We start from the raw sequence: 22,851 nt of genomic DNA, 5'->3' as shown, positions 1-22,851 counted from the left end.
ACAGCCCGCGACCGCGGCCAGATCCGCCGGACAGGACCTAGGGCGCCCCGCGCCCCACCTGCGTCCGCACCGCCCCCATGCTCGCCGCGATGACCAGCGCGATCGCGAGGGCCTCGACGAGGGAGAGGGACTGGCTGAGGACCAGGAAGCCGGCGAGTGCCGCGATGGCCGGTTCCAGACTCATCATGATCGCGAAGGTGGAGGCGGGAAGGCGTCGCAGCGCGAGGAGTTCGAGGGTGTACGGGAGGACGGAGGAGAGCACCGCGACCGCCGCACCGAGCCCGATGGTGGACGGCACGGCCAGCTTGGCGCCCGCCTCGGCGATACCGAGCGGCAGACAGAGGACGGCGGCCACGGCCATGGCGAGCGCGAGCCCGTCCGCCTGCGGGAACCGCCGTCCCGTACGGGCGCTGAAGACGATGTACGCGGCCCACAGCGCACCCGCTCCGAGCGCGCACGCGACCCCCACCATGTCGAGGTCGCCGAAGCCCCCGCCACCCCCGCCGAGCAGGAAGACTCCGCCGAGCGCGAGCCCGGCCCACAGCGCGTTGACCGCGCGGCGGGAGGCGATCACGGAGAGCGCGAGCGGGCCGAGGACCTCCAGGGTGACGGCGACGCCGAGCGGGATGCGGGCGGCGGCCTGGTAGAAGATCAGGTTCATCCCGCCCATGACGACGCCGAAGGCGACGACGGTGCCCCAGTCCGCGCGGGAGTGCCCGCGCAGCTTCGGCCGGCAGACCACGAGCAGCACGACCGCCGCGACCACCAGCCGCAGCGTGACCACGCCGACGGCCCCGGCGCGCGGCATCAGGCTCACCGCGAGGGCGCCGCCGAACTGGACGGAGACGCAGCCCGCGAGGACGAGGCCGACGGGGCCGAGGGAGCCCCGGCGGGCAGGACCCCCGCCCGCCGCGGCGACCGGCCCCGCGACGTCGGGCTGCACGACGGCAGGGGCCTCGACCGAGGCCGGTCCGGCCTGCTCCATACCCGAGACGTTCACTTCTGAGCCTTCCGCGCCGTCATGGTCTACGATCCTGTACTTACCGATCCAAGGTACTGGACCCCGACAGGATTGTTAACCCTTTTTGGAGCTTACGACTCGCCCCCGTCGAGCCGCTCGGCAATAACCTCCGCGAGGTGCCGCCCCCGCACCCCGCCGAGCTGTTCCAGCTGGGTCCGGCACGAGAACCCGTCCGCCAGGACGACGGCGTCACCGTCGGCGGCCGCCCGCACCGAGGGCAGCAGCTGCTCCTCCGCACAGGCCACCGAGACCTCGTAGTGCCCTTCCTCGAAGCCGAAGTTGCCCGCGAGCCCGCAGCACCCGCCGCTCAACTCCCCGTCGATCCCGGCCCGTTCACGCAGCCGCCGCTCGGCCCCGTCCCCCAGCACCGCGTGCTGGTGGCAGTGGGTCTGGCCGACGGCGGGCCGCCCCACCGCCGGGGGCCGCCAGTCGGGGGCGTACTCCTCCAGGGTCTGCGCGAACGTCCTTACCCGGGCCGCGAGTTGATGGGCGCGCGGGTCGTCGGCGCCGAGCAGCTCGACGAGATCGGACTTGAGGGCGGCCCCGCAGCTCGGCTCCAGGACGACGAGGGGCGCATCCGAGTCGAGGAGCGGGGCCAGCCGGTCGAGGGTGCGGCGCAGGACGGCGCGGGCCCGGTCGAGCTGGCCCGTGGAGACGTACGTCAGTCCGCAGCAGACGTCCCCCGGCGGCACGACGGGCCGCAGCCCCGCCGCCTCCAGGACCCGCACGGCGGCCTGCCCGACGGAGGGCGCGAGGTGGTCGGTGAAGGTGTCGGGCCAGACGACCACGGTGGTTCCCACCGCCGCACCCTGGTCCTGTTCCCGCCACTTGCGCGCCCTCTCCCGCTCCCGCCCCGCGAACCACTCCCGGAAGGTCTCGGGCGCGATCCACGGAATGTTGCGCTCCCGCGCGATCCCCCCGGCCCGCTTGGCGAGCCGCGCCAACACCCCCACCCGGGCGAGGGAGTTGGCGAGCCGGGCGGTGCGGGTCCGGGAGGCGAGACGCAGCCACAGCGGCAGCCAGCCCATCGCGTAGTGCGCGGCGGGCCTGCGCCGCCCCTCGTAGTGGTGGTGCAGGAACTCCGCCTTGTACGTGGCCATGTCGACGCCCACGGGACAGTCGGACTTGCACCCCTTGCAGGACAGGCACAGGTCGAGGGCGCCCCGGACCTCCTCCGACCGCCAGCCGTCCGTGATCACGTCCCCGGCCAGCATCTCGTGCAGCAGCCGGGCCCGCCCGCGCGTGGAGTGCTCCTCGGCGCCGGTGGCCCGGAAGGACGGACACATGACGGAGCCGCTCCCGGAACTGACGGCGTCGCTGCGGCACTTGGCGACCCCGACGCACCGCCGCACGGCCGCCCCGAAGTCCCCGCCGTCATGCGGATAGCCGAAGGCGACGGGAACGGGTTCGCGCGGCAGGACCGCGAAGCGCAGGTTCTCGTCGAGGCGCGCGGGCCGCACCAGCATCCCCGGGTTGAGCAGGTCACCCGGGTCCCACACCCCCTTGACCTGCTCGAAGAGCCGCACCATCTCCGCCCCGTACATCTTCGGCAGCAGCTCGGCCCGCGCCTGCCCGTCCCCGTGCTCACCGGAGAGGGAGCCGCCGTGCGCGACGACGACGTCGGCGAGCTCCTCGGAGAACCGCCGAAAGCGCGCGACGCCCTCCCGGCTCATCAGGTCGAAGTCGATCCGCACATGGATGCAGCCGTCCCCGAAGTGCCCGTACGGGGTGCCGCGCAGCCCGTGCTCCCGCAACAGCACCCGGAAGTCCCGCAGATACGCGCCGAGTTCGGCGGGCGGCACGGCGCAGTCCTCCCAGCCGGGCCACGCCTCGCTCCCGTCGGGCATGCGCGTCGCGGTCCCGCTCGCGTCCTCGCGCACCCGCCACAGGGCGCGCTGCCCCGCCGGGTCGGTGACGACGACGGTGTCCACGGCGTCGGCGGCCCGCACGATCGCCTCGGCCCGCGCCCGCGCCTCCCCCGGGTCCCCGCCCCCGACCTCCACGAAGAGCCAGGCCCCGCCCTCGGGCAGATCCCGCGCGCCCTTCACGAGATCGGCGGCCATGCCTTCGACCGTGAGCGGCCCGTGCGGAAGCAGCCCCGCGGCCGCCTGGGCCGCCGCGCTCTCGTCGGCGTACCCGAGGACGGCGAGGGCCCGCGCGCGGGGCGCCTCGACGAGCCCGACAACGGCTTCGGTGAGCACGCCGAGCGTCCCTTCCGAGCCGCAGAAGGCGCGAGCGAGATCAACACCGTTCTCCGGCAGCAAGGCGTCCAGCGCGTACCCGGAGATGCGCCGGGGCAGCTCGGGAAACCCGGTCCGCAGCAGCGCGAGCCGCTCGTCCACGAGGGCGCGCAGTCCGTCCCGCAACCGCCCGTCCGGCAGCCCGTCCCACCCCTGCCCGAGCCGCACCGCCTCACCGGCAGCGGTCCGGATCTCGATCTCCCGCACATTGTCGGCGGTGGTCCCCCAGGCCACGGAGTGCGAGCCGCAGGAGTTGTTGCCGATCATCCCGCCGAGGGTGCAGCGGCTGTGCGTGGACGGATCGGGCCCGAAGGTGAGCCCGAACTCCGCGGCGGCGCCCCGCAGTTGATCGAGAATGACGCCGGGCTGGACGGCGGCGGTACGGGATTCGGGGTCGATCCCGAGGATCCGGTTCATGTACCGGGTGAAGTCGAGGACCACGCCGGTCCCGGTGGCCTGCCCCGCGATGGAGGTCCCGGCCCCGCGCGCCACGACGGGCACTCCCTGCTCCCGGCACACCCCGAGCACGGCCTCCACGTCCCCGGCGTCCTTCGGGGCGACGATCCCCAGGGGCACTCTGCGGTAGTTGGACGCGTCCATGGTGTAGAGAGCCCGGTCTCCCACGCCGAACTCAACGTCTCCCCGAATACCGGCGCCCCGCAGGGCGCGCTCCAGCCCATGAGTCATGGGTCCAGGATGCGCTTTAGGTCTCGGTGCGTCGCAGGGGAACGGGTGGATGGGTGGGAAAAATCCGCCGCGAAGCGGCGGTCTGTAAAAGGGCGCCCAGGTGAGACCGTCTCGCCGAATGGAACCCCCACACAGAACCGCTCCGGCAGCAGCTACGCTGCGTCCCGTGGCTGAGATCCGTATTCCCGCTGACATCAAGCCCGCCGACGGCCGTTTCGGCGCGGGCCCCTCCAAGGTGCGGACCGAGGCGCTGGACGCCCTGGCCGCCACCGGCGCCTCCCTCCTGGGCACGTCCCACCGCCAGGCCCCGGTCAAGAACCTCGTGGGCAAGGTCCGTGACGGCGTACGCGACCTGTTCCAGCTCCCCGAGGGCTACGAGGTGATCCTCGGCAACGGCGGCTCGACCGCGTTCTGGGACATCGCGACGCACGGCCTGATCGAGAACAAGTCGCAGCACCTCACGTTCGGCGAGTTCTCCTCCAAGTTCGCGAAGGCCGCCAAGCTGGCGCCGTGGCTCGCGGAACCCACCGTCATCAGCTCGGACCCGGGCACGCACCCGGAGCCGCAGGCCGAGGCCGGCGTCGACGTCTACGCCTTCACGCACAACGAGACCTCGACGGGCGTCGCGGCGCCGATCAAGCGCGTCCAGGGCGCGGACGCCGGGTCCCTCGTCCTGGTGGACGCCACGTCCGGCGCGGGCGGCCTGCCGGTCGACGTCGCCGAAACGGACGTGTACTACTTCGCCCCGCAGAAGTCCTTCGCCTCCGACGGCGGCCTGTGGATCGGGATCTTCTCTCCGGCCGCGATCGAGCGCGCCGAGCGGATCCACGCGTCCGGCCGCCACGTCCCGGAGTTCTTCTCGCTGCCCACGGCGATCGACAACTCCCGCAAGAACCAGACGTACAACACCCCGGCCCTCGCCACGCTCTTCCTCCTCGGCGAGCAGCTGGAGTGGATGAACAGCCAGGGCGGCCTCGACTTCACGACGTCCCGCACGAAGGACTCCTCGACGCGCCTGTACACCTGGGCCGAGGACTCCAAGCACGCGTCGCCGTTCGTGTCCGACCCGGCCAAGCGCTCGCAGGTCATCGGCACCGTCGACTTCAGCGACGACATCGACGCGGCCGCGGTCGCCAAGGCGCTGCGCGCCAACGGCATCGTGGACACCGAGCCGTACCGCAAGCTGGGCCGCAACCAGCTGCGCGTGGCGATGTTCCCGGCGATCGACCCGGCGGACGTCGAGGCGCTCACGAAGTGCATCGACTACGTGATCGAGAACCTCTAGCAGTCAGCCGTACGGAGAGGGGGCGCCCACAGCGGCTTGTGGGCGCCCCCTCTCCGTCTCTCCGTACGGCCCTACTGCGTATGCCACCTCTCGTACAAGACGGAGGAGTCGCAGGAAATGGTCCGCACGAGGGTGCCGTTGCCCACGCTGGGCGTGGACAGGCAGTACCCGCTCGACGCGTTCTGCCAGACGTCGTACCAGCCCGACGGCGGCCCGTTGGGGTTGTCGGCGAAGTAGACGCGCCACTGCTGGGCGGGGTCGGCCGCGTTGCAGAACTGCACGGTGGCGGTCCCCGTCCCCGAGGCCGGAGCGGTGATGCACCGTCCGGTGCGCTGGTTGGTGAAGGTGAACAGGCCGGTCTGGGTGTTGAACCCTTCGAGCCACTTCTGCTCGGAACCGCTGCCGCACGACCACATCTGGAGCTTCGAGTAGTTCTCGGTGGCGTTGTCGAGGCAGTGGGTCGAGTTCCAGATGTTGATACGGGTAAAGCCGGCGGCGTGGGCGGGTGTGCTGGTCACGGTGAGGGCCAGCATCGCCGGCACCGCGGTGAAGAGCGCGAACAAGCTGCGTCGTAAGGACATGAAGCTTCTCCGGTTTCTCACGGAAGGCCGAGGAGGAGTCCTCCGGTCCGGAGGAGCCCTCCGGTCGGCAGCCGGGAGTCTCGCACCCGGCCCGATCGCCCCACAACGGGCCGAGCGGTCCGGCCCGTCCGCCCTACAACAAGGCCGGACGGCCCTACCAGGTCTACCTGCTCAGCCCCTGGAACCTGCGGACCGCCAGCGGCAGGAACACCGCCGTCACCACCACCGGCCACACCACCGCCATGAGCACGGCATGCTGCTCCACCCAACTCGCCCCGCCCGCACCGGGGTTGCCGAACAGCTCGCGGGTGGCCGTGCCCGTCGACGAGACCGGGTTCCAGGCGGCGATCGGGGCCAGCCAGTCCGGCATCAGGGACGGCGCCACGAAGACGCTGGAGATCATCGTGAGCGGGAAGGCGACCGCGTAGAGGCTGCCCGCGGCCTCCGGGTTCGGCACCAGCAGGCCGAGGAAGACCCCGACCCAGATCAGGCTGAACCGCAGGAGCAGCAGCAGTCCGAACGCGGCGAGCGTGTCGAGGACGCCCGCGCTGGAGCGCCAGCCGATGGCGAGCGCGGTGCCCACCAGGATGGTGAGTTCGGCGCAGGCCACGACGAGGTCGGCGAGCCCGCGCCCGGACGCGACGGCGGAGGGCGCCATGGGCATGGAGCGGAACCGGTCGATGACGCCCTTGTGGGCGTCGGTCGCGACGGCCACGGCGGTGTTCATGAAGCCGAAGGCCATGGTCATCACGAACATGCCCGGCATCAGGAACTGCTTGTAGTCACCGCCGCCGACTCCGTCACCCGGCACCTTCATGGCCTCGCCGAACACGAACCCGTACAGCAGCACGCTGATGATCGGGAAGCCCAGCTGCCAGGCGATGGCGACGGGCTGGCGCTGGTAGTGGGTGAGGTGGCGCCGGGTGACGTTGAGGGCGTCGGCGACGGCCCAGAAGAGCCGCCCGCGCACGGGACCCGCTGTGCCGACAGCGCTCATGCGGCAACCTCCGTGCGGTGCCCGGTGAGGCTCAGGAACACGTCATCGAGACTGGGCCTGCGCAGCCCGATGTCCTCGACGGCCACCCCCTCGTCCTGAAGCGTGCGGGCGACCTCCGTGAGCGCGCCGACCGGGTCGGTCACCGGGGCCTGCACGCGGCGCTCCCCGTCCAGGGTCCGCGGCTCCTCCTCGGTGACGCGTGCGACGGCCTTGACGGCGGCGGGCAGATCGCCCTGGGCACCCACGACGACCTCCAACTGACTGCTGCCCACCGTGGACTTGAGCCCGTCAGGGGTGTCGTCGGCGATGGCGCGCCCTCGGTCGATGACGGTGATCCGGGAGGCGAGCCGGTCGGCCTCCTCCAGGTACTGGGTGGTGAGCAGGACGGTCGTGCCGCCCGCCACCAACTCCCGCACGCTGTCCCAGACTTCGAGGCGGCTGCGGGGGTCGAGCCCGGTGGTCGGCTCGTCCAGGAAGAGGACGGCGGGCGCGAGGATCATGGAGGCGGCGAGGTCGAGCCTGCGCCGCATGCCCCCGCTGTACGTGCTCACGCCCCGGTCACCGGCGTCGACGAGCCCGAACTGCTCCAGCAGCTCCCCGGCCCGACGCGCGGCCCGCGCCCCGCCCAGATGGAAGAGGCGCCCGAACATCTCCAGGTTCTGCCGCCCGGTGAGCACCTCGTCGACGGCCGCGTACTGCCCGGTCAGGCCGATGCGGCGGCGCACCGCGCCCGGCTCGGCGGCCACGTCGGCGCCCGCGACGACGGCACGGCCGCCGTCGAGCCGCACGAGCGTGGCGAGGATGCGCACGGCGGTGGTCTTGCCCGCGCCGTTCGGCCCCAGCAGCCCGTGCACGGTGCCGGACCCGACGGCCAGGTCGAACCCGTCGAGGGCGGCCTTCTCCCCGTACCGCTTGCGCAGCCCCTCGGCCCACACGGCGTATCGCTCGTCGTTCATCCGCCTCGGTCACCCCTCGATCCGATAACTGGGTACGTCGTACTCAATTGAGAGTACACCGTACCCAGTTTTTGGCAATGGGCTTAGGCTGGCGTCCATGAGCACCACGGAGACCAGCGGGAGCGACAGCAGCGGCGACGTCACGCGCAGCATGGAACTGCTCTGGGGCGGCGGCGAGCGCCCCACCCGCGGCCCGAAGCCGGCCCTGACCCTGGACCGGATCACCACGGCGGCCGTGGCGCTCGCGGACGCCGAGGGCCTCGCCGCGGTCTCGATGCGCCGCCTCTCCCAGGAGCTCGGCACCGGCACGATGTCGCTGTACCGCTACGTCCCCGGCAAGGCCGAGCTGCTCGCCCTGATGCTCGACCGTGTGCAGCGCCCCACCGAGGACCCGGAACCCTTCACCGGCACCTGGCGCGACGCCGTCGAGGCGTACGCCCACGAGACCCTCGCCCAGTACCGCGCGCACCCCTGGCTGCTCCAGGTCAACCAGGCCCGCCCGGTGCTCGGGCCGAGCGCGGTCGGGAACCTGGAGAAGGTCGTCTCCCGCATCGAGCCGATGGGCCTGGACGGGCCCGAACTGATCGGCGTGATGGTGATGGTCGAGGCGTACGTGACCGGGGCGGCCCGCTCCCAGGCGCAGGAGATCGAGGCGCAGCGGACCACGGGCCTGACGGACGAGGCGTTCTGGACGGCCCAGCAGCCGTTCCTGGAGAAGGCGATGCAGAGCGGCGACTACCCCACGGTCGCCGGCCTCTCCGAGGACACGTTCAGCCCCGACTTCGACCACTTCGCGTTCGGCCTGCAGCGGATCCTGGACGGCCTGGACGCGCTGGTGGCGCAGCGCGCCAAGAGGTGACAGCCGGGCGGAAGAGTGCATCCATGGACATATGACTGGACGCAGGAAGACGAGCCCGAGCCCGAGCCCTGAGCTCGCCCCTCTCATGAAGCCGTACGCGGCGCTGCTCACGACGCACAAGAAGGACGGCACCGGCGTCGGCACCCCCGTGAACGTCGCGGTCGAGGGCGACCACGCGTACTTCCGCACCTACGGCACGGCCTGGAAGGCCAAGCGCCTGCGCAACAACCCGGAGGTCGAACTCGCCCCCTCCACGGTGCGCGGCGCCCCCACCGGCCCGACGATCAGGGCGCGCGCCCGCCTCCTCGACCAGGGCAGCGAGGAGGACAAACACGCGCGCGAGGTGATCGGCCACCAGTACCCGGTGACGCACCGCGTGCTGGTCCCGCTCGCACACAGGCTGAAGCGGGACAAGACACTGCACTACGAGGTACGGCTGCGGGACGAGTGACCGGACCACCCGCCCGGCATCAGCTGCTCTTGCGCCGCCGCGACCGCCGGAGCCCGTAGAGGACGGCGAGCACGGCGGCCAGGGCAAGGGCCCCCACCTTCACGTCTCCGCCGAACCCGCCCCCGCCATCACTGCCGAAGCCCGAACCCCCGCTCCCCGAGGGCGAGTCGGATCCGCTCCCGCCGGGCGCCTCCACGGGCTCGACCTCGCTCCCGGCCCCCTCGGACCCGTACATGAGGGTGGTCCCGTCCGGGGTGTAGGTCATCGACTCCCCCTGCCGCTGCAGGGGCACGCTGAGCCGCTGCTGCTCCTTGACGGACACCTTCCCTCCGCTGTCCTTCCAGGAGAACAGCTCGCCCCCGAAGTACCCGCGCAGGGCGAGGTGCTTGCCGTCGGGCGAGAAGGCCCCGTCGGTGACCCACTGGTCGATGTCGGCGACGCGCTTGAAGACATTCGTGTGCTTCGTGGACATCTGCTGGGGCTCGGGCCCTTCATAGAGCCCCCCGACCTCGTCCTCCTTCTTGTCGGCAATGTAAATACGCCCGGTCTTGGGATGAACCATCAACGCCTCGGCATCCCGGGCCCCGTCCGCGTACTTCACCACGTACTGCTGGGCACGGACGCTCTGGTCCTTGAGCTGCTTGGGCTCGGGCAGCTTGTAGACCCAGACGTACGACCACTTGCCGCCGAGGTTGTCCCCGATGTCCCCCACGTACAGGTTCCCGTCCGGCCCGATGGAGATGGCCTCGACATCCCGCGGCTTGCCGACCCCCGTCATGGTGACGGTGGCGACGGTCTCACCGCTCTTCGAGTCGACGGCGTACAGGCAGGCGCACTTGTCCTGGTCGTTGTGGGTCCAGTAGACGCCGGGGTGCGCGCGGGAGGCGGCGAGCCCACTGGACTCCACGATCCGGGGGTCCTTGATGGTGAACCCGTCATGACCGTCCCCGTCATCGGCGGCGGCGACGGGAGCGGTCAGAGCGACGACCAGGGCGGCACTGACGCCGACACCGGCAAACAGGGGCAGAGGCGAACGCATGAGCCCAAGGTTGCCATCCGCCGGGCGTGCGCAGCCTCACACCCCACCGGACGGCATGATCCGCCAAGATAAGCGGATGCTCAGGTTCATGTTCGTCGGCGACTCGATGACGATCGGAAGCGCCGGGGAACACACCTGGCGCTACTGGATGTGGCACCACCTGCACGCGACACTCGACGCCCCCTTCGAGATCGTGGGCCCACGGAAGACCCTGTACGACAAGGGCGCGGGCACGGCGACCTCACACGACTACGCGGACCCTCAACCCGACTTTCCCCGCCACCACTTGGCGGGCTGGGGAGAGGGCTGGCTGCACATGGCCCCGGCCGTCGGAAACGTGGTGCGCGACACCCGCGCGGACGTCCTCCTGATCTCCCTGGGCCTGATCGACCTCGGCTTCTACACGAACGCGGAGCAGACGGCGGCGAACGTCCGCGCCTTCGTGGAGTCGGCCCGGGCGGCGAACCCACAGGTGCGGATGGTGATCCTCCCGGTCATCCCCAACATCCGCGCGGAGTCGGACTCCCCCTTCGCGGCGGAGGTGACCCACTTCAACGTGCTCCTGGCGAAGGCGGTCGCGGACCTGGACGCGGGCCGCTCCCCCCTGCTGCTCGCCTCGCCGCCACCGTCGTACGACATCCACGCGGACACCTACGACGGCACGCACCCGAACGAGAGCGGCGAACGCAAGCTGGCCGGGGCGTTCGCGGGGGCGATGTGGGAGGCGTGGGCGCTGGGCGGCCTGTACGGCGCGTAGCCCACCCTTTCTGCTCGTCCCCCCTTACGGGGGATGGCAGTGACTCGACCTTCGAAGTACTTTCAAAGTCATGAGTGCTGAGAACGCGGCGACGGCCATGGACGCGAACGCCGCAGCCAACGCGGCCGCCGTGAACTTCTCCGAGCTGGTGAACAAGAACAAGCAGACCCTCGCCAGGCTGAAGGACTCCCCACGCCTGGTGCTGCACCGCAGAGACGGCGAGGACCTGGTCCTCACCACAGCGGCCCGGGCCGAACAGGACCAGACGGTGGTGTCGGCGGCGACGCGCATGCTGGTGGCGATGGCGCGCCGGGAGCCGGGCAGCATGGAGCTCCTCCTGGACATCCTCCCGGAGGCGTTCCCTTGGGTCCGCTTCCTGCCGGAGGCAGACGTCCACGCCTTCGCCGTCGAACTGGTCGACACGATGCGCGCAGCGGACTCCGTCGCCAACAGTGCGTCGGTGGCCCAACTCCTCATCGCCTGGCAGCACACGGCGGAGGTCCACTCCGACCCGGACCTGCTGGCGGCGCTAACGCGGGACCACGACGCGGACTACGGTCCGGCACCGGATCCGCGGAACGCCGGGTGACGCCGGGCCGCGGCGACCGAGCCGCACCGCCCGCGCCCGAGGGCCACTGGGACGGCGCACCCGCGTGCCACGGACCGTTGACAGGGATCGGCTCTCAATTCTCTTTCCTGTCGGGCTGGTTGAGTGATCCGACGGAGCGGAAGCCCTCTGCCGACCAGGCGCCCCTCCCCCTGGACGGAAATCCCGTGAGGCTACCGTGATCACGTCCGTCCGCCACCCGGCGGGCGCCTCCCCCACGAAGGGCTAAAGGGCTACACGTGAAGCGTTCTCGTACTCTCCGGTGCGCCACGGCCGGTCTGTTCGGCCTCGCCGTCCTCGGCACCGGGCTCGCCACGGCGGGCTCCGCGCAGGCGGTCGCGCCGAAGAAGGCCGCCGCCTGTACGACCATCAAGATCACGGGCAAGAAGGTCGCCGTGCGCATGCCGGACAACGGCGACACCGTGGCCGACTCCGACGACCCGGTCACCCGCTACGTCCGCAAGGGCGACAAGCTCAGGTCCTGCCTCATCGCCAACGGCTACTCCCAGTCGTACAACAAGTGCGGCAGGACCGGTCACGACTGGTTCATCGTGCGGGGTGGCCAGGTCCCGCTGACCTGCGCGAAGCGGGTCTGAGCCAGGGGCTCGGGGGGGCGGACCGTGGACGGTGACCCCGTCCACCTTCACCGAAGGGGTCCGCTCCTCACATCCCGGTACGGACTTCTGGTTGAGCGAGACCCACCGGAGCTGACCCACCCCGGCTTCTCACCCCACAGCCACCCCCGCAACCCGTTCCCGCCACGAAATCCCTCTCCCCGCAGCGGCAGATGCGGACGCCTCAGCCGCCCTCCCCACCCGGCACCGCCCACACACCCGCTCCTCCCCCACCCGTCGGAACACGTGCTCCTCCCCGGGCCCCTCACACGTCACCAGTGCCCCAACTGCCAATCCCGGAACAGCAGCTGGCCCCTCCCCCGGCAACTTCTGCACCAGCCGATGCCGCACGAACCCCACCGCCGACCGCACGCCGCCCACCGGCAGCCCAACCGTGAGCGCCCGCCGCAGCTCCCCCGCCGACACCCCGCGCCGCAGCCACTCCGCCGCGACGTCGGCGAGGGCCCGCACCTCTCGTACGCCGAGCAGCAAGTCCCGGCTCTCCTGCCGCAGCGACAGCAACACCCGTTCAGCTTCGGCGACTTCGACGTCGGCAGGCTCGTCGGGCTCGTCGGACTCGTCGGACTCCGCAGGTTCGCCGGCCTCTTCGGGTGGGGGGTGGGGAAGGTTCTTCTCCTGTTCTTCTTCTGGGTAAGAGCCACCGGCGTGCCGCCCACTCGGCCCACCGACCGCCGGAGGCCGCTCACTCGGAAGCCGCTCACCCGGAGGCGCCGCCTCGTCCCGGCCACCTCGGGCCCGCCCCGCCTCCTCCCCCGTCAGGGTGACGTTCGCGAGCAACTGCTCCGTGACCCAGCGCCCCCGCTCCCCCTGCGACCGCCACTCCCACAAGTAGCCGTTCTCGGCGAGGAGTTGCTTGGCCCGCTGGTAGGCACGCCCCTTGAGCCCGAGCCGCAGTGCGTGCTCGCTCAACGACCTGGCCGACGCGTCCGCGCCCGGGAGCCCCTGCACGTACAGGAGGAGGACCTTCGCGTCGCTGTTCAGGCGCTGATGCCGTACGACGTCGTGCGAAGCCTTCGTGAAGCGCCGCGTGGGCGCGATAGCATGCCGAAGCATCCCGATGGACTCCAGATCCACTCGGTGGTGAAGGTCCTCGGGCGGTGTTGTCAGCACCTCCGAGGACCGCGCCCCGCCGGAACCGGAACTCACAACCGGAACACGGAGCGTGATTGCGCGGTCACCGTACCGTAGTCAACACCCTCTCCACCATTTGATGCAGCAAATCCCCTTCCACGTAAGGGACTTCAGCGCTCGGCAGCGATCGCCAGTCGAGCGGCCACGTATTGCCCTCCAGGGCGGGTACGCCGACGAAGGCGACCCCGCACGCGTCCCGGCCCAGCGGTCGGGCCCCGCCCCGCCATACGTGATGGCCGGCCTCCCCCACCGCCAGGACGAAGTACATGTTCCGGCCGCCCGTCCCCTCACGAATGATCGGGCCTGCCTGGAAGTCCGTGAACTCCATCAGTTCGTAGGCGACTTGCTCGCCGAGTACGCCGCCGATGCGGACCACGTCGAAGTACACGCCGACGTGGCGGAGCGTGTGGCCAGTGGCCGGGATCCAGGGATGGACGGGGGCGGGTGGAGTTTTCCGGTTCATGAAGCAAATGGTTTCGGGCGCTCACATACTGTGACCAGGGCCACGCAAGAGCCGTGCAGGGCTGTGCACTTGGGGAGGCAGTTGTGCACTCCGGTGAACGAGGGTCGGAGTCGTTCGGAGCGCTGTTGCGGTTCTACCGCGAGCGGGCCGGGATGACACAGGAGGCGCTGGGCGCGCACGTCGGTTACTCCAAGTCGCAGGTGGCGATGGTGGAGCGGGGGGAACGTGCCCCCAAGGGGAAATTGGTCGAGATCGCTGACCAAGTTCTTGGTGCACAAGGTGCACTACTGCTGCTTGCAGAGAAGGAGTTCGAGAAGGGCGGGCTCCAACTGTGGACAGAGGACTATCTGGAGCACGAGAAGATGGCGCTGTCCATTCACTCCTACCAGGATCACGTAATGCCGGGGCTGCTACAGACCAAGGATTACGCACGAGCCGTGTTCAACGCCGTCTACCCGCCGTTGGACGACGACGAGATCGACAAGCGGGTAGTGGATCGGCTGGCACGGCAGCAGCTCTTTGCCCGCAAGCCCATCGCTGTTCTCAACTTCATCGTGGAGCAGAGCGCCCTGACCCGCCCGCTGGGCGGGAATCCGGTACTCAAGGGGCAATTGCGCAACATGATCGAGTTCGGGAAGCTTCGGAACGTCACGATCCAAGTCATGGCACACGACCGGCAGACCCACGCCAGCCTCATGGGACCCATGATCCTGCTTGAGACAGCCAAGCGGCGACAGATGGCCTACATCGAAGGGCACAAAGGTGGCTACTTCGTCACCGAACAGCCTGACTTGGGCAACCTGCAAGGCAAGTACGGGATTCTCCGCACCCAAGCGCTCAACCCTGAGGATTCCGCGCAACTCATCGAGAAGGTGGCATGCGAACTATGAACAACGGAATGACTTGGTTCAAGAGCAGCTACAGCGTCGGGGAGGGCGAGTGCATCGAGGTCGCCCTCGACTGGACCAAGTCCCACTACAGCGGCACCCAAGGCGAATGCCTGGAAGTAGCCCTCGCCTGGACCAGGTCCACCCCCGCCACCATCCACATCCGCGACTCCAAGCAGGCCCCCGAAACCGCCCCCACCCTCCAGGTAACCCCCACCACCTGGACCACCTTCCTCACGTCACTCACGTAGGTGAGGGCCCTCAGAACACCGAAAGCCCCGTCAACGTCGTAAACCGGTCCAGCGCCGCAACCCCCGCCACCGAGTTCCCCCGCTCGTCGAGCCCCGGACTCCACACACACAACGTGCACCGCCCCGGGACGACCACGACGATGCCGCCCCCGACACCACTCTTCCCGGGCAGTCCCACCCGGTACGCGAAGTTCCCCGCCGCGTCGTACGTGCCACAGGTCAGCATCACGGCGTTGACCTGCTTGGCCTGGCTGCGCGTGAGCAAGGTCGACCCGTCGGCCCTTATGCCGTGCCGGGCCAGGAACCCGGCCGCCCGCGCGAGGTCCGCGCAGGACGCCTCGACGGAGCACTGGCGGACGTACTGGTCCAGGAGCTCCGGCACCGGGTTGGAGATGTTGCCGTACGACGCCATGAAGTGCGCGAGGGCGGCGTTGCGGTCGCCGTGCTCGGCCTCCGAGGCGGCCACCTCGTCGTCGAAGGTGAGCTCCGGGTTGCCGGACTCCGCGCGCAGGAAGTCGCGCAGGGCCCCGGCCGCGTCGCCCGTCAGCGTCTGGAGGCGGTCCGTGACCACCAGCGCGCCCGCGTTGATGAACGGATTACGCGGGATCCCGTGCTCGTACTCCAGCTGCACAAGGGAGTTGAAGGGGTTGCCGGACGGCTCCCGGCCCACGTGCTCCCACAGCTCGTCGCCCTCCAGCGCCAGGCCCAGGGCGAGCGTGAACACCTTGGTGATGGACTGCGTGGAGAAGGGCCGCTGCCAGTCCCCGACCCCGTACACCGTCCCGTCGAGCTCCGCGACCGCCATCCCGAAGCGCCGCGGATCGACCGAGGCCAGCGCGGGGATGTAGTCGGCCGGACGGCCCCGGCCCGGCGTGGCCTCGATCTCGGCGGCGATGCGTTCCAGTACGGGCTGGAAGGAGGAGGGCGAGGAGGCCGAGAGGGTCGGGGGAGGCACGGACGGGGACACGCTTGCTGCTCCGGATTCGTACGGTGATGTGGTGGTTCGTCGGTCGCCACACCCTACGACAGGGACCCGGAGACGCAGCACGCCGCCGAGCCCCAGCCCTCTAGCCCACCCCCCACCGCACCACCGCGAACCCCTCCCCCTCCCGCCGCACCTCAAAGGCCCCCGCCCCACCGAAGTGCGCCGGGATCACCAACTCCCGCTCCTCGGCGGCCCGCCCGAACACCCGCACCCGGGTCTCCGCCGCCCCCACCGGGTCCGCGCAGAGGCAGGAGCTGCACCTCGGCATCTCGATCTGCACCGGCGAGTGCAGCATGTCGCCCACGAACACCGCCCGCTCCCCGCCGGAGGCGACCCGCAGCACCGACGAGCCGGGGGTGTGGCCCGGCGCCGCCTCCAAGGTCAGCCCATCGCCGATGCGATGGCTCCCCTCCCACAGCCGCACCAGCCCGGCCCGGTGCAGCGGCGCCACACTGTCCTCGTAGAGCAGCCGGTCGTCGGGGCGCTCCCCGCCCGCGTAGCCGCCCGCAGGGCCGAAGTGGAAGTCGTCGGCGGCGGGGACGAGGTAGCTGGCGTTGGGGAACGTCGGCTCCCAACTCCCGCCCGCGTCATACGTGTTCCAGCCCACGTGATCCCCGTGCAGATGCGTGTTGACCACGACGTCCACGTCCTCGGGGCGCACCCCGGCCGCCTTCAGCCGGTCCAGGAAGTCCGTCTCCAGGTGCTGGAACTCGGGGCGGGAGGGGCGCTCCCGGCCGTTGCCCACGCCCGTGTCGACGAGGATGGTCCGGCCCCCGGTCCGCACCACCCACGTCTGCACCGCCGCGACCGCCCAGCCGCTCCCGGCGTCCATGAAGTCCGGCGCCAGCCAGTCCGCGTCGCGCTTCCAGATCTCGGCACCCGCGTCCGGGACGAGGTCGGTGCCGGGCATGAACGCCCCGGCCAGCTCCACGACTTTGGTGATCTCCACGTCGCCCAGGACGATGGTCTCGTTGCTCTCGTTCGTCGTCATGCGAACGAACTTAGAAGCAGCCAGCGAGCCTCTCAATGCCTCATCGGCTCGCTCACATACGCGTTCAGCTCACTGGCCATCGCCATGGGTATACCCTGCCCGCATGGACGTGGTGAGCGACGCGATATCGACCGTCCGGGTCGGCGAGCCCTTCTCCAACCGGGCCCGGGTGACAGGCAGTTGGAGCGCGCGGTTCGCGCCGTACGAGGGGGCGGGGTTCCACGTCGTCCTCGCGGGCGGCTGCTGGCTGCTGCCGGACGGGGGCGGAGAGCCGATCACGCTCGGCCCCGGCGACGCCGTCCTGCTGCCGCACGGCACCGGGCACGTCATGGCCGACGCACCCCCCGCGAACCCGGCGGACCGGGCCACGACCGTGGAGCGCGCGATCCCCTTCGAGGACTGGATGACCGGGGACCTGCACCACGAGGGAAACGGATCCCCCGCCTCCCCCGCCTCCCCCGCCTCCCCCACCACTCCCACCGAACTCCTCTGCGGCAAATACCGCCTCAACCGCAGCCGCGCCCACCCCCTCATGGCCGAGCTCCCGGACGTCATCCACCTCCCCCACCGCCTCGGCCGCAACCCCGAACTCCGGGGCGCGGTCGACCTGTTGGGGATCGAGCTGGACGGTGCGGCGGCCCGCCCCGGCGCCTGCCTGGCGGTGCCCGGACTCCTGGACCTGCTCCTCGTCTACATGATCCGCACGTGGATCACGGAGCACACCGCCGAGAGCCCCGCCGACGGCTCCGGCCTGCGCTGGCCCGCCGCCCTCGGCGACCCCGTCGTCTCCACCGCCCTGCGCGCCCTGCACACCGACCCCGCCGCCCCGTGGACCAACGACCGCCTCGCGGCCGAGGCCGGGGTGTCCCGGCCGACCCTCACCCGGCGCTTCACGGCCCGCGTGGGCCGGGCCCCGATGACGTATCTGACCTGGTGGCGCATGACCCGCGCGGCCGCCCTCCTGCGCGACTCCGCCGACCCCCTCGACACGATCGCCCGCCGGGTCGGCTACAGCACCCCCTTCGCCCTCTCGCACGCCTTCAACAGGGAGTTCGGCACGACACCGGGCCGGTACCGGGCCCAGCCGTCGCACAGTGGCGCACCAGGCACTACACCCGCACCAGCCGGTTAGCGAACGTGGACATGGTGTAGGTCCCGATCCCCATGACGACCTCCAGGGCGTTGCGGTCGGTGAACCCGTGCGCGCGGAAGGCGGCCAGCTCGGCGTCCCCGACGCCACCTGCGGTCGCGAGCACGTCCAGCGTGAACTTCCGTACGGCTTCGAGCCGTTCATCGTCCAGGGCCCGCTGCTCCCGCAGGGCCGCGATGAGCTCCGTGCCCGCCCCCAGCGCCCGCAGCTTCCCCGTGTGCATCGCCACGCACAGCCGGCACTCGTTGCGCGCGGCGACGGTCATGATGACGACCTCGCGGGCCACCGGCTCCAGCGTGGTCTTCTCGAACCGGGCGCTCAACTCCAGGAAGGCGTCGAGCAGTTCGGGCGAGACGCCGAGCTTGTCCTTCGCGTTCTCGATGACCTGCTGACTGAGTGCCGTGTCTGCCATTCCGTACCCCACCCCTACGATGGACAACATGGTTGACGATTCATCGCCGAAGAAGAAGGTAAACCAGGTTGTCGAAACCGGCAAGGGGTACGAGCTCCCCCTCCTCCTCTTCGGGGGCTTCCGCACCCTCATCGACCGCCTGCACGCCGAGCTCGCCCGCCAGGGCCACCCCGACGTCCGCCCCGCGCACGGCTTCGCCATGCAGGCCATCGGGCTCGAAGGGGCGACGGCGAGCGAGATCGGCCGCCGCCTCGGCGTGACCAAGCAGGCGGCGGGCAAGACCGTCGACCGCCTCATCACCCTCGGCTACGCGGAGCGGTCGGCCGACTCGACCGACGCCCGCCGCAAGCTGGTCCGGCTCACCCCGCACGGCCTCGACGCGCTGGCGCGCTCGGCAGCGGTCTTCGACGAACTGCGGGCGGAGTGGGCGGGGGCGCTCGGCGCGGGCCGGCTGCGGGAACTGGAGGACGGCCTGCGCACCGTCGTCCCCCCGGAGGCGTTCCGCCTGGACGCGGCGGGCTGGCTGGGCGGGGCGTGACCTCCGCCCAGCGCTCGCCTCCCCCTCGATAGACCCAAGCCACCCCCGACCCCCTTGCCCAGAGAGCACTCCACGCCCTTGGCTGAGCCCCCATGAGGTACACACAGCTAGGCCGCACCGGACTCAACGTCAGCCGCCTCACCCTCGGCACCATGAACTTCGGGCCGCACACGGACGAGGCCGCCAGTCACACGATCATGGACGCCGCGCTCGGCGCGGGGATCAACTTCTTCGACACCGCCAACGTCTACGGGCAGAGCGCGGGCAAGGGCCGCACCGAGGAGATCATCGGCAACTGGTTCGCCAAGGGCGACGGGCGCCGCGACAAGGTCGTCCTCGCCACCAAGGTCTACGGGAACATGACGCCCGACGGCGAACAGCCCTGGCCCAACTACGACCGGCTCTCCGCCCTGAACATCCGCCGCGCCGTCGACGCCAGCCTCAAGCGGCTGCGGACCGATCACATCGACCTGTACCAGTTCCACCACATCGACCGGAACACCCCGTTCGAGGAGATCTGGCAGGCCGTCGACGCCCTGGTCCAGCAGGGGAAGATCCTCTACGCGGGGTCCTCGAACTTCCCCGGGTACAAGATCGCGCAGGCCAACGAGACCGCCCGCGCCCACGGCCGCGTGGGTCTCGTCAGCGAGCAGTGCCTCTACAACCTCAGCGAGCGCCGCGCCGAGATGGAGGTCATCCCGGCCGCGCAGGAGTACGGGCTCGGCGTCATCCCCTGGTCACCGCTGCACGGCGGGCTGCTCGGCGGCGTGCTGAAGAAGCAGGCGACGGAGGGGCGCAGGGCGGGTGCCGGGCGAGCCGCGAGCGCCCTGGAGAAGCCCGAGGTCCGCGCGCAGATCCAGGCGTACGAGGACCTGCTCGACAAGCACGGGCACGCGGAGCCCGGCGAGGTCGCGCTCGCCTGGCTGCTCACCCGGCCCGGCGTCACCGGTCCCATCGTCGGGCCCCGCACCGCCGACCAGCTGGCCTCGGCGGTCCGCGCCGTCGACCTGGAGCTGTCGGAGGAGCTGCTGGCGTCGCTGGAGGAGATCTTCCCGGGGACGGGGCCGTCACCGGAGGCGTTCGCCTGGTGAGGCGGGCCGGGCAGATGTGACGGGCGGGGCGGGTGTGACGGGTGGTTGCCGCTCCGGTGGCCGCTCCGGCGGGTGGCGGCCGCCCCGCGGCTACTTGCCGACCGCGGCCGCCACCGCCACCACGGCGAACATCAACACGAGCACACCGGCCATGATCCGGTTCCTGGTCTTCGGGTCCACACATGCGAGGTTACCCAGACCCCGCTGCTTGTCCGGCTGGGGGTCCGGGGGTCATCCCCCGGGAAATGCAGCACGCGGGGCGCCCAGCCCCCAGCGGCCGACCACCTCGTAACGGGGCCGCTCCCCCGCCACCCCGCTGTGCGGCAGGTTGCTGCGGACGAGGGCCAGGTCCGCCACCGTCCAGGGCGTGCCCGCGAAAGAGCCGAGCGCGGCGACGTACGGGCGCAGGTCGACATCGCCGCCACGGGCGCGGGCGAGCGTGAGGTGGGGGCGGTAGGCGCGGTGCTCCTCCATCGGCACCCCCGCCTTGCGCGCCGCCGCGTCCGCGCGGGCGGCGAGCAGCCGCAGGGCGGCCACGTCCCCCGCCGCCCCGGCCCACAGGGCACGCTCCCCGAAGCGCCCGCCGCCGTGCAGGGAGAGCGGGAAGGCGGGGGTGCGGCGGGCCGCCCGCTCCATCCGCTGCGACACCTCGGGCAGCGTCTCCTCCGCCACCTCCGCCAGGAACGCGAGCGTGAAGTGCCAGCCCTCGCGCGCCGTCCAGCGCAGCTCGTCCGCGCCCGGGAGTTCCCTCAACCGGTCCGCGTACGAGGCGAGTTCGGCGGCCGCGGGGGCCGGGGGCAGGACGGCCGCGAAGAGTCTCATGCCCGTAGTCTGCCGACTACGCTGCCGCCATGGACGAGATGAAGATCGACGAGATAAAGATCAGGGCGGGCGGCGCCGAGGACGTCCCCGCCATCCTCGGCCTCTTCGACCGTGCCATGGAGTGGCTGGTCGCGCAGGGCCGCACCGGGCAGTGGGGCACCGAGCCGTGGTCGACGCGGCCGAGGACCGTCGAGATGGTCGAGAAGTACGTGACGAAGGGCTCGCCCTGGATCGCGGAGATCGACGGGCGGCCCGTCGGCACGGTCACCCTCACGGACGGGCCCGGCCCCTACATCGCGCCCGTCGAGGAGCCCGAGCGCTACATCCACCTCCTCACCGCCGACCACGCGTTCGCGGGCCGGGGCGTGGGCGGGGCGCTGCTCGCGCACGCCGCGGAGGAGACCCGCAGGGCGGGCGTCTCCCTCCTCCGCGTCGACTGCTACGCGGGCGACGACGGCAAGCTCGTCGCGTACTACGAGAGCCAGGGCTTCACCCGCACCGAGTCCTTCCTGGAAAAGGACGGCACCTGGCCGGGCCAGGTCCTGGAGAGGCGAGTCTGAGCGAGCGCGGGGCAGGGGCGCGGGGCTGTGCCGATATGCGGCTCCGCCGCGTGGGCGCAAGAGCCCAGCCCCCACCACCCGCACCCCCGGGCGGAGCCCTACGCCGCGGTTGCCAGCTCCCGCTCCCGCGGCACGAACTGCAGATGACGCTCACCCTTGCGAAGGTCGAGCTTCAACCGCAGGTCCGCCGCACGGGCCAGCGCCAGGCCGACGGCCACCGCGGCGACCGCGCAGATCAGTCCGCCGAGCGTCATGCTGACCCGCACCCCGTAGGCGTCGGCGAGCCAGCCGAAGAGCGGGCCCCCGAGCGGGGTGCCGCCGGTGAACACCATCATGAAGAGGGACATCACGCGGCCGCGCATCTCGGGGTCCGTGGCCATCTGGACCGACGAGTTGGCCGTGACGTTCACCGTCAGGCCGAGGATGCCGAGCACCACGACCAGCGGCGCGAACATCCACACGCCGGGCGCCCAGGACGCCACCACCAGGAGCGCGCCGAAGCCGAGTGCCGCGCCCGTCAGGACCCGCAGGCGGGTCGAGCGGCGGCGGGCCGCGAGCAGTGCGCCCGCGAGCGAACCGGCCGCCATCAGGGTGTTGAACAGGCCGTACATCCCGACGCCGCCGTGGAACACGTCATCCGCGTACGCGGACATCCAGATCGGGAAGTTGAAGCCGAAGGTGCCGATGAACCCGACGAGCACGATCGGCCAGATCAGCTCGGGGTGCCGGCGGACGTACTGGAGTCCCTCCCGCAGCTGCCCCTTGCCGCGCGGGGTGCGGGGCGTGTGGTGCAGCTCCTTGGTGCGCATCAGCATGAGGCCGGTGAGCGGGGCGAGGAAGGACAGGCCGTTGGCGAGGAACGCCCAGCCGGGGCCGACGGCCGCGGTCAGGGCACTGGCGACCGCGGGGCCGATGAGCCGCGCCGACTGGAAGTTGGCGGAGTTCAACGAGACCGCGTTGCGCACCTGGTCGGGGCCGACCATCTCGGACACGAAGGACTGCCGGGTCGGGTTGTCGACGACCGTGACGAGGCCCGTGAAGAAGGCCGCGGCGTAGACGTGCCAGACCTGGACGTTGCCGGAGAGCGTGAGGGCCGCGAGGAAGAGGCCGGAGAGGCTCATCGCGCCCTGGGTGCAGAAGAGGAGCTTCCGCTTGCTGAAGCGGTCGGCGATGACGCCGCCGTACAGGCCGAAGAGCAGCATCGGCAGGAACTGCATCGCCGTCGTGATGCCGACGGCGGCGGAGGATCCGGTGAGGCTCAGGACCAGCCAGTCCTGGGTGATGCGGGCCATCCAGGTGCCAGTGTTGGACACCACGGCGCCGGTGGCGAAGAGCCGGTAGTTGCGGACCTTGAGGCTGGCGAACATCGAGGTCTTGCGGGGGCGGGCAGGGGTGTCGAGGGCGGTTGGTGCGGGGGCGGAGTCTGCTCCGGGTCCCGTACTCAAGGTGGCGTCG

At 71.1% G+C, this 22,851-nt stretch carries 25 protein-coding genes; 12 read left to right on the top strand and 13 right to left on the bottom strand.

What is annotated here, in order from left to right; all coding sequences use genetic code 11:
- Window positions 1-37: 37 nt before the first annotated feature.
- Together ACQB60_RS11875 and ACQB60_RS11870 are read right to left on the bottom strand one after the other, a co-directional pair.
- A complete protein-coding gene (locus tag ACQB60_RS11875; protein ID WP_496925868.1) occupies window positions 38-985 on the bottom strand; it encodes an EamA family transporter in 948 nt (315 codons plus the stop codon).
- Window positions 986-1,092: 107 nt separating this feature from the next.
- Window positions 1,093-3,948: an FAD-binding and (Fe-S)-binding domain-containing protein gene (locus ACQB60_RS11870; protein WP_496925867.1), complete on the bottom strand. Its 2,856-nt coding sequence runs from the start codon at window positions 3,946-3,948 to the stop codon at window positions 1,093-1,095.
- 166 nt (window positions 3,949-4,114) lie between these two features.
- Here ACQB60_RS11870 and serC point away from each other — a divergent pair, with 166 nt between their 5' ends.
- Window positions 4,115-5,233, top strand: coding sequence for a phosphoserine transaminase (gene serC / locus ACQB60_RS11865; protein WP_496925866.1), 1,119 nt, complete (start codon window positions 4,115-4,117; stop codon window positions 5,231-5,233).
- 71 nt (window positions 5,234-5,304) lie between these two features.
- On the opposite strand, the gene ACQB60_RS11860 is transcribed toward serC, so the two are convergent.
- The 3 genes from ACQB60_RS11860 to ACQB60_RS11850 all read right to left on the bottom strand — a co-directional run bounded on the left by ACQB60_RS11860 (window position 5,305) and on the right by ACQB60_RS11850 (window position 7,767).
- Window positions 5,305-5,814: an RICIN domain-containing protein gene (locus ACQB60_RS11860; RefSeq protein ID WP_496925865.1), complete on the bottom strand. Its 510-nt coding sequence runs from the start codon at window positions 5,812-5,814 to the stop codon at window positions 5,305-5,307.
- Window positions 5,815-5,977: 163 nt separating this feature from the next.
- Window positions 5,978-6,811 (bottom strand): ABC transporter permease, encoded by an 834-nt coding sequence (locus ACQB60_RS11855; RefSeq protein ID WP_496925864.1) that lies wholly within the window; start codon window positions 6,809-6,811, stop codon window positions 5,978-5,980.
- Window positions 6,808-7,767: an ATP-binding cassette domain-containing protein gene (locus ACQB60_RS11850; RefSeq protein ID WP_496925863.1), complete on the bottom strand. Its 960-nt coding sequence runs from the start codon at window positions 7,765-7,767 to the stop codon at window positions 6,808-6,810. Before ACQB60_RS11850 ends, ACQB60_RS11855 begins: the two co-directional genes overlap by 4 nt.
- Before the next feature lie 97 nt (window positions 7,768-7,864).
- Here ACQB60_RS11850 and ACQB60_RS11845 point away from each other — a divergent pair, with 97 nt between their 5' ends.
- Both ACQB60_RS11845 and ACQB60_RS11840 read left to right on the top strand, forming a co-directional pair.
- The gene (locus ACQB60_RS11845; protein WP_496925862.1) at window positions 7,865-8,626 is read left to right on the top strand and encodes a TetR/AcrR family transcriptional regulator; all 762 of its coding nucleotides are present in this window, start codon (window positions 7,865-7,867) and stop codon (window positions 8,624-8,626) included.
- Between the two features lie 31 nt (window positions 8,627-8,657).
- Window positions 8,658-9,077 carry a PPOX class F420-dependent oxidoreductase gene (locus ACQB60_RS11840; RefSeq protein WP_496925861.1) on the top strand — a complete coding sequence of 140 codons (420 nt, stop codon included), beginning with the start codon at window positions 8,658-8,660 and terminating at the stop codon, window positions 9,075-9,077.
- 19 nt (window positions 9,078-9,096) lie between these two features.
- Here the strand turns inward: ACQB60_RS11840 and ACQB60_RS11835 are convergent, their stop codons facing one another.
- A complete protein-coding gene (locus ACQB60_RS11835) occupies window positions 9,097-10,116 on the bottom strand; it encodes a TolB-like translocation protein (RefSeq protein WP_496925860.1) in 1,020 nt (339 codons plus the stop codon).
- 76 nt (window positions 10,117-10,192) lie between these two features.
- Here ACQB60_RS11835 and ACQB60_RS11830 point away from each other — a divergent pair, with 76 nt between their 5' ends.
- From ACQB60_RS11830 to ACQB60_RS11820, 3 genes are all read left to right on the top strand, one after another.
- Window positions 10,193-10,873 (top strand): GDSL-type esterase/lipase family protein, encoded by a 681-nt coding sequence (locus ACQB60_RS11830; RefSeq protein ID WP_496925859.1) that lies wholly within the window; start codon window positions 10,193-10,195, stop codon window positions 10,871-10,873.
- Between the two features lie 70 nt (window positions 10,874-10,943).
- On the top strand, window positions 10,944-11,462 hold the full coding sequence (locus tag ACQB60_RS11825; RefSeq protein WP_496925858.1) for a hypothetical protein: 519 nt from the start codon (window positions 10,944-10,946) through the stop codon (window positions 11,460-11,462).
- A gap of 257 nt (window positions 11,463-11,719) precedes the next feature.
- Window positions 11,720-12,076, top strand: coding sequence for a hypothetical protein (locus ACQB60_RS11820; RefSeq protein WP_384835897.1), 357 nt, complete (start codon window positions 11,720-11,722; stop codon window positions 12,074-12,076).
- 129 nt (window positions 12,077-12,205) lie between these two features.
- Here ACQB60_RS11820 and ACQB60_RS11815 read toward each other — a convergent pair whose 3' ends face one another.
- Entirely contained in the window at window positions 12,206-13,168 is a 963-nt protein-coding gene (locus ACQB60_RS11815; protein WP_496925857.1) for a hypothetical protein, read from the bottom strand.
- Window positions 13,169-13,289: 121 nt separating this feature from the next.
- Window positions 13,290-13,709 (bottom strand): hypothetical protein, encoded by a 420-nt coding sequence (locus ACQB60_RS11810; protein ID WP_496925856.1) that lies wholly within the window; start codon window positions 13,707-13,709, stop codon window positions 13,290-13,292.
- Between the two features lie 125 nt (window positions 13,710-13,834).
- Here ACQB60_RS11810 and ACQB60_RS11805 point away from each other — a divergent pair, with 125 nt between their 5' ends.
- The gene (locus tag ACQB60_RS11805; protein WP_496925855.1) at window positions 13,835-14,599 is read left to right on the top strand and encodes a helix-turn-helix domain-containing protein; all 765 of its coding nucleotides are present in this window, start codon (window positions 13,835-13,837) and stop codon (window positions 14,597-14,599) included.
- A gap of 8 nt (window positions 14,600-14,607) precedes the next feature.
- A complete protein-coding gene (locus tag ACQB60_RS11800; RefSeq protein WP_496925854.1) occupies window positions 14,608-14,847 on the top strand; it encodes a DUF397 domain-containing protein in 240 nt (79 codons plus the stop codon).
- A gap of 10 nt (window positions 14,848-14,857) precedes the next feature.
- Here the strand turns inward: ACQB60_RS11800 and ACQB60_RS11795 are convergent, their stop codons facing one another.
- Together ACQB60_RS11795 and ACQB60_RS11790 are read right to left on the bottom strand one after the other, a co-directional pair.
- The gene (locus tag ACQB60_RS11795; protein WP_496925853.1) at window positions 14,858-15,802 is read right to left on the bottom strand and encodes a glutaminase; all 945 of its coding nucleotides are present in this window, start codon (window positions 15,800-15,802) and stop codon (window positions 14,858-14,860) included.
- Between the two features lie 112 nt (window positions 15,803-15,914).
- A complete protein-coding gene (locus ACQB60_RS11790) occupies window positions 15,915-16,823 on the bottom strand; it encodes an MBL fold metallo-hydrolase (RefSeq protein ID WP_496925852.1) in 909 nt (302 codons plus the stop codon).
- Between the two features lie 103 nt (window positions 16,824-16,926).
- Between ACQB60_RS11790 and ACQB60_RS11785 the strand changes: the two genes are divergently transcribed.
- Window positions 16,927-17,955 (top strand): AraC family transcriptional regulator, encoded by a 1,029-nt coding sequence (locus tag ACQB60_RS11785; protein ID WP_496925851.1) that lies wholly within the window; start codon window positions 16,927-16,929, stop codon window positions 17,953-17,955.
- On the opposite strand, the gene ACQB60_RS11780 is transcribed toward ACQB60_RS11785, so the two are convergent.
- Window positions 17,933-18,385, bottom strand: coding sequence for a carboxymuconolactone decarboxylase family protein (locus ACQB60_RS11780; RefSeq protein ID WP_496925850.1), 453 nt, complete (start codon window positions 18,383-18,385; stop codon window positions 17,933-17,935). The two genes, ACQB60_RS11785 and ACQB60_RS11780, sit on opposite strands and share 23 nt — an antisense overlap.
- 19 nt (window positions 18,386-18,404) lie before the next feature.
- On the opposite strand from ACQB60_RS11780, the gene ACQB60_RS11775 reads away from it, so the two are divergent.
- Both ACQB60_RS11775 and ACQB60_RS11770 read left to right on the top strand, forming a co-directional pair.
- On the top strand, window positions 18,405-18,923 hold the full coding sequence (locus ACQB60_RS11775; protein WP_496925849.1) for a MarR family winged helix-turn-helix transcriptional regulator: 519 nt from the start codon (window positions 18,405-18,407) through the stop codon (window positions 18,921-18,923).
- Window positions 18,924-19,015: 92 nt separating this feature from the next.
- Entirely contained in the window at window positions 19,016-20,014 is a 999-nt protein-coding gene (locus ACQB60_RS11770; protein WP_496925848.1) for an aldo/keto reductase, read from the top strand.
- A 231-nt stretch (window positions 20,015-20,245) separates the two neighbouring features.
- Here ACQB60_RS11770 and thpR read toward each other — a convergent pair whose 3' ends face one another.
- Window positions 20,246-20,836 carry an RNA 2',3'-cyclic phosphodiesterase gene (gene thpR / locus ACQB60_RS11765; RefSeq protein WP_496925847.1) on the bottom strand — a complete coding sequence of 197 codons (591 nt, stop codon included), beginning with the start codon at window positions 20,834-20,836 and terminating at the stop codon, window positions 20,246-20,248.
- 29 nt (window positions 20,837-20,865) lie between these two features.
- Between thpR and ACQB60_RS11760 the strand changes: the two genes are divergently transcribed.
- Entirely contained in the window at window positions 20,866-21,396 is a 531-nt protein-coding gene (locus ACQB60_RS11760; RefSeq protein ID WP_496925846.1) for a GNAT family N-acetyltransferase, read from the top strand.
- Between the two features lie 98 nt (window positions 21,397-21,494).
- Here ACQB60_RS11760 and ACQB60_RS11755 read toward each other — a convergent pair whose 3' ends face one another.
- On the bottom strand, window positions 21,495-22,841 hold the full coding sequence (locus tag ACQB60_RS11755; RefSeq protein ID WP_496925845.1) for an MFS transporter: 1,347 nt from the start codon (window positions 22,839-22,841) through the stop codon (window positions 21,495-21,497).
- Between the last annotated feature and the right edge of the window lie 10 nt (window positions 22,842-22,851).

Origin of the sequence: Streptomyces odontotermitis (genome assembly GCF_050510915.1) — a bacterium.
Lineage (GTDB): Bacteria > Actinomycetota > Actinomycetes > Streptomycetales > Streptomycetaceae > Streptomyces.
This window is presented reverse-complemented; position numbering and strand designations above follow the sequence as displayed.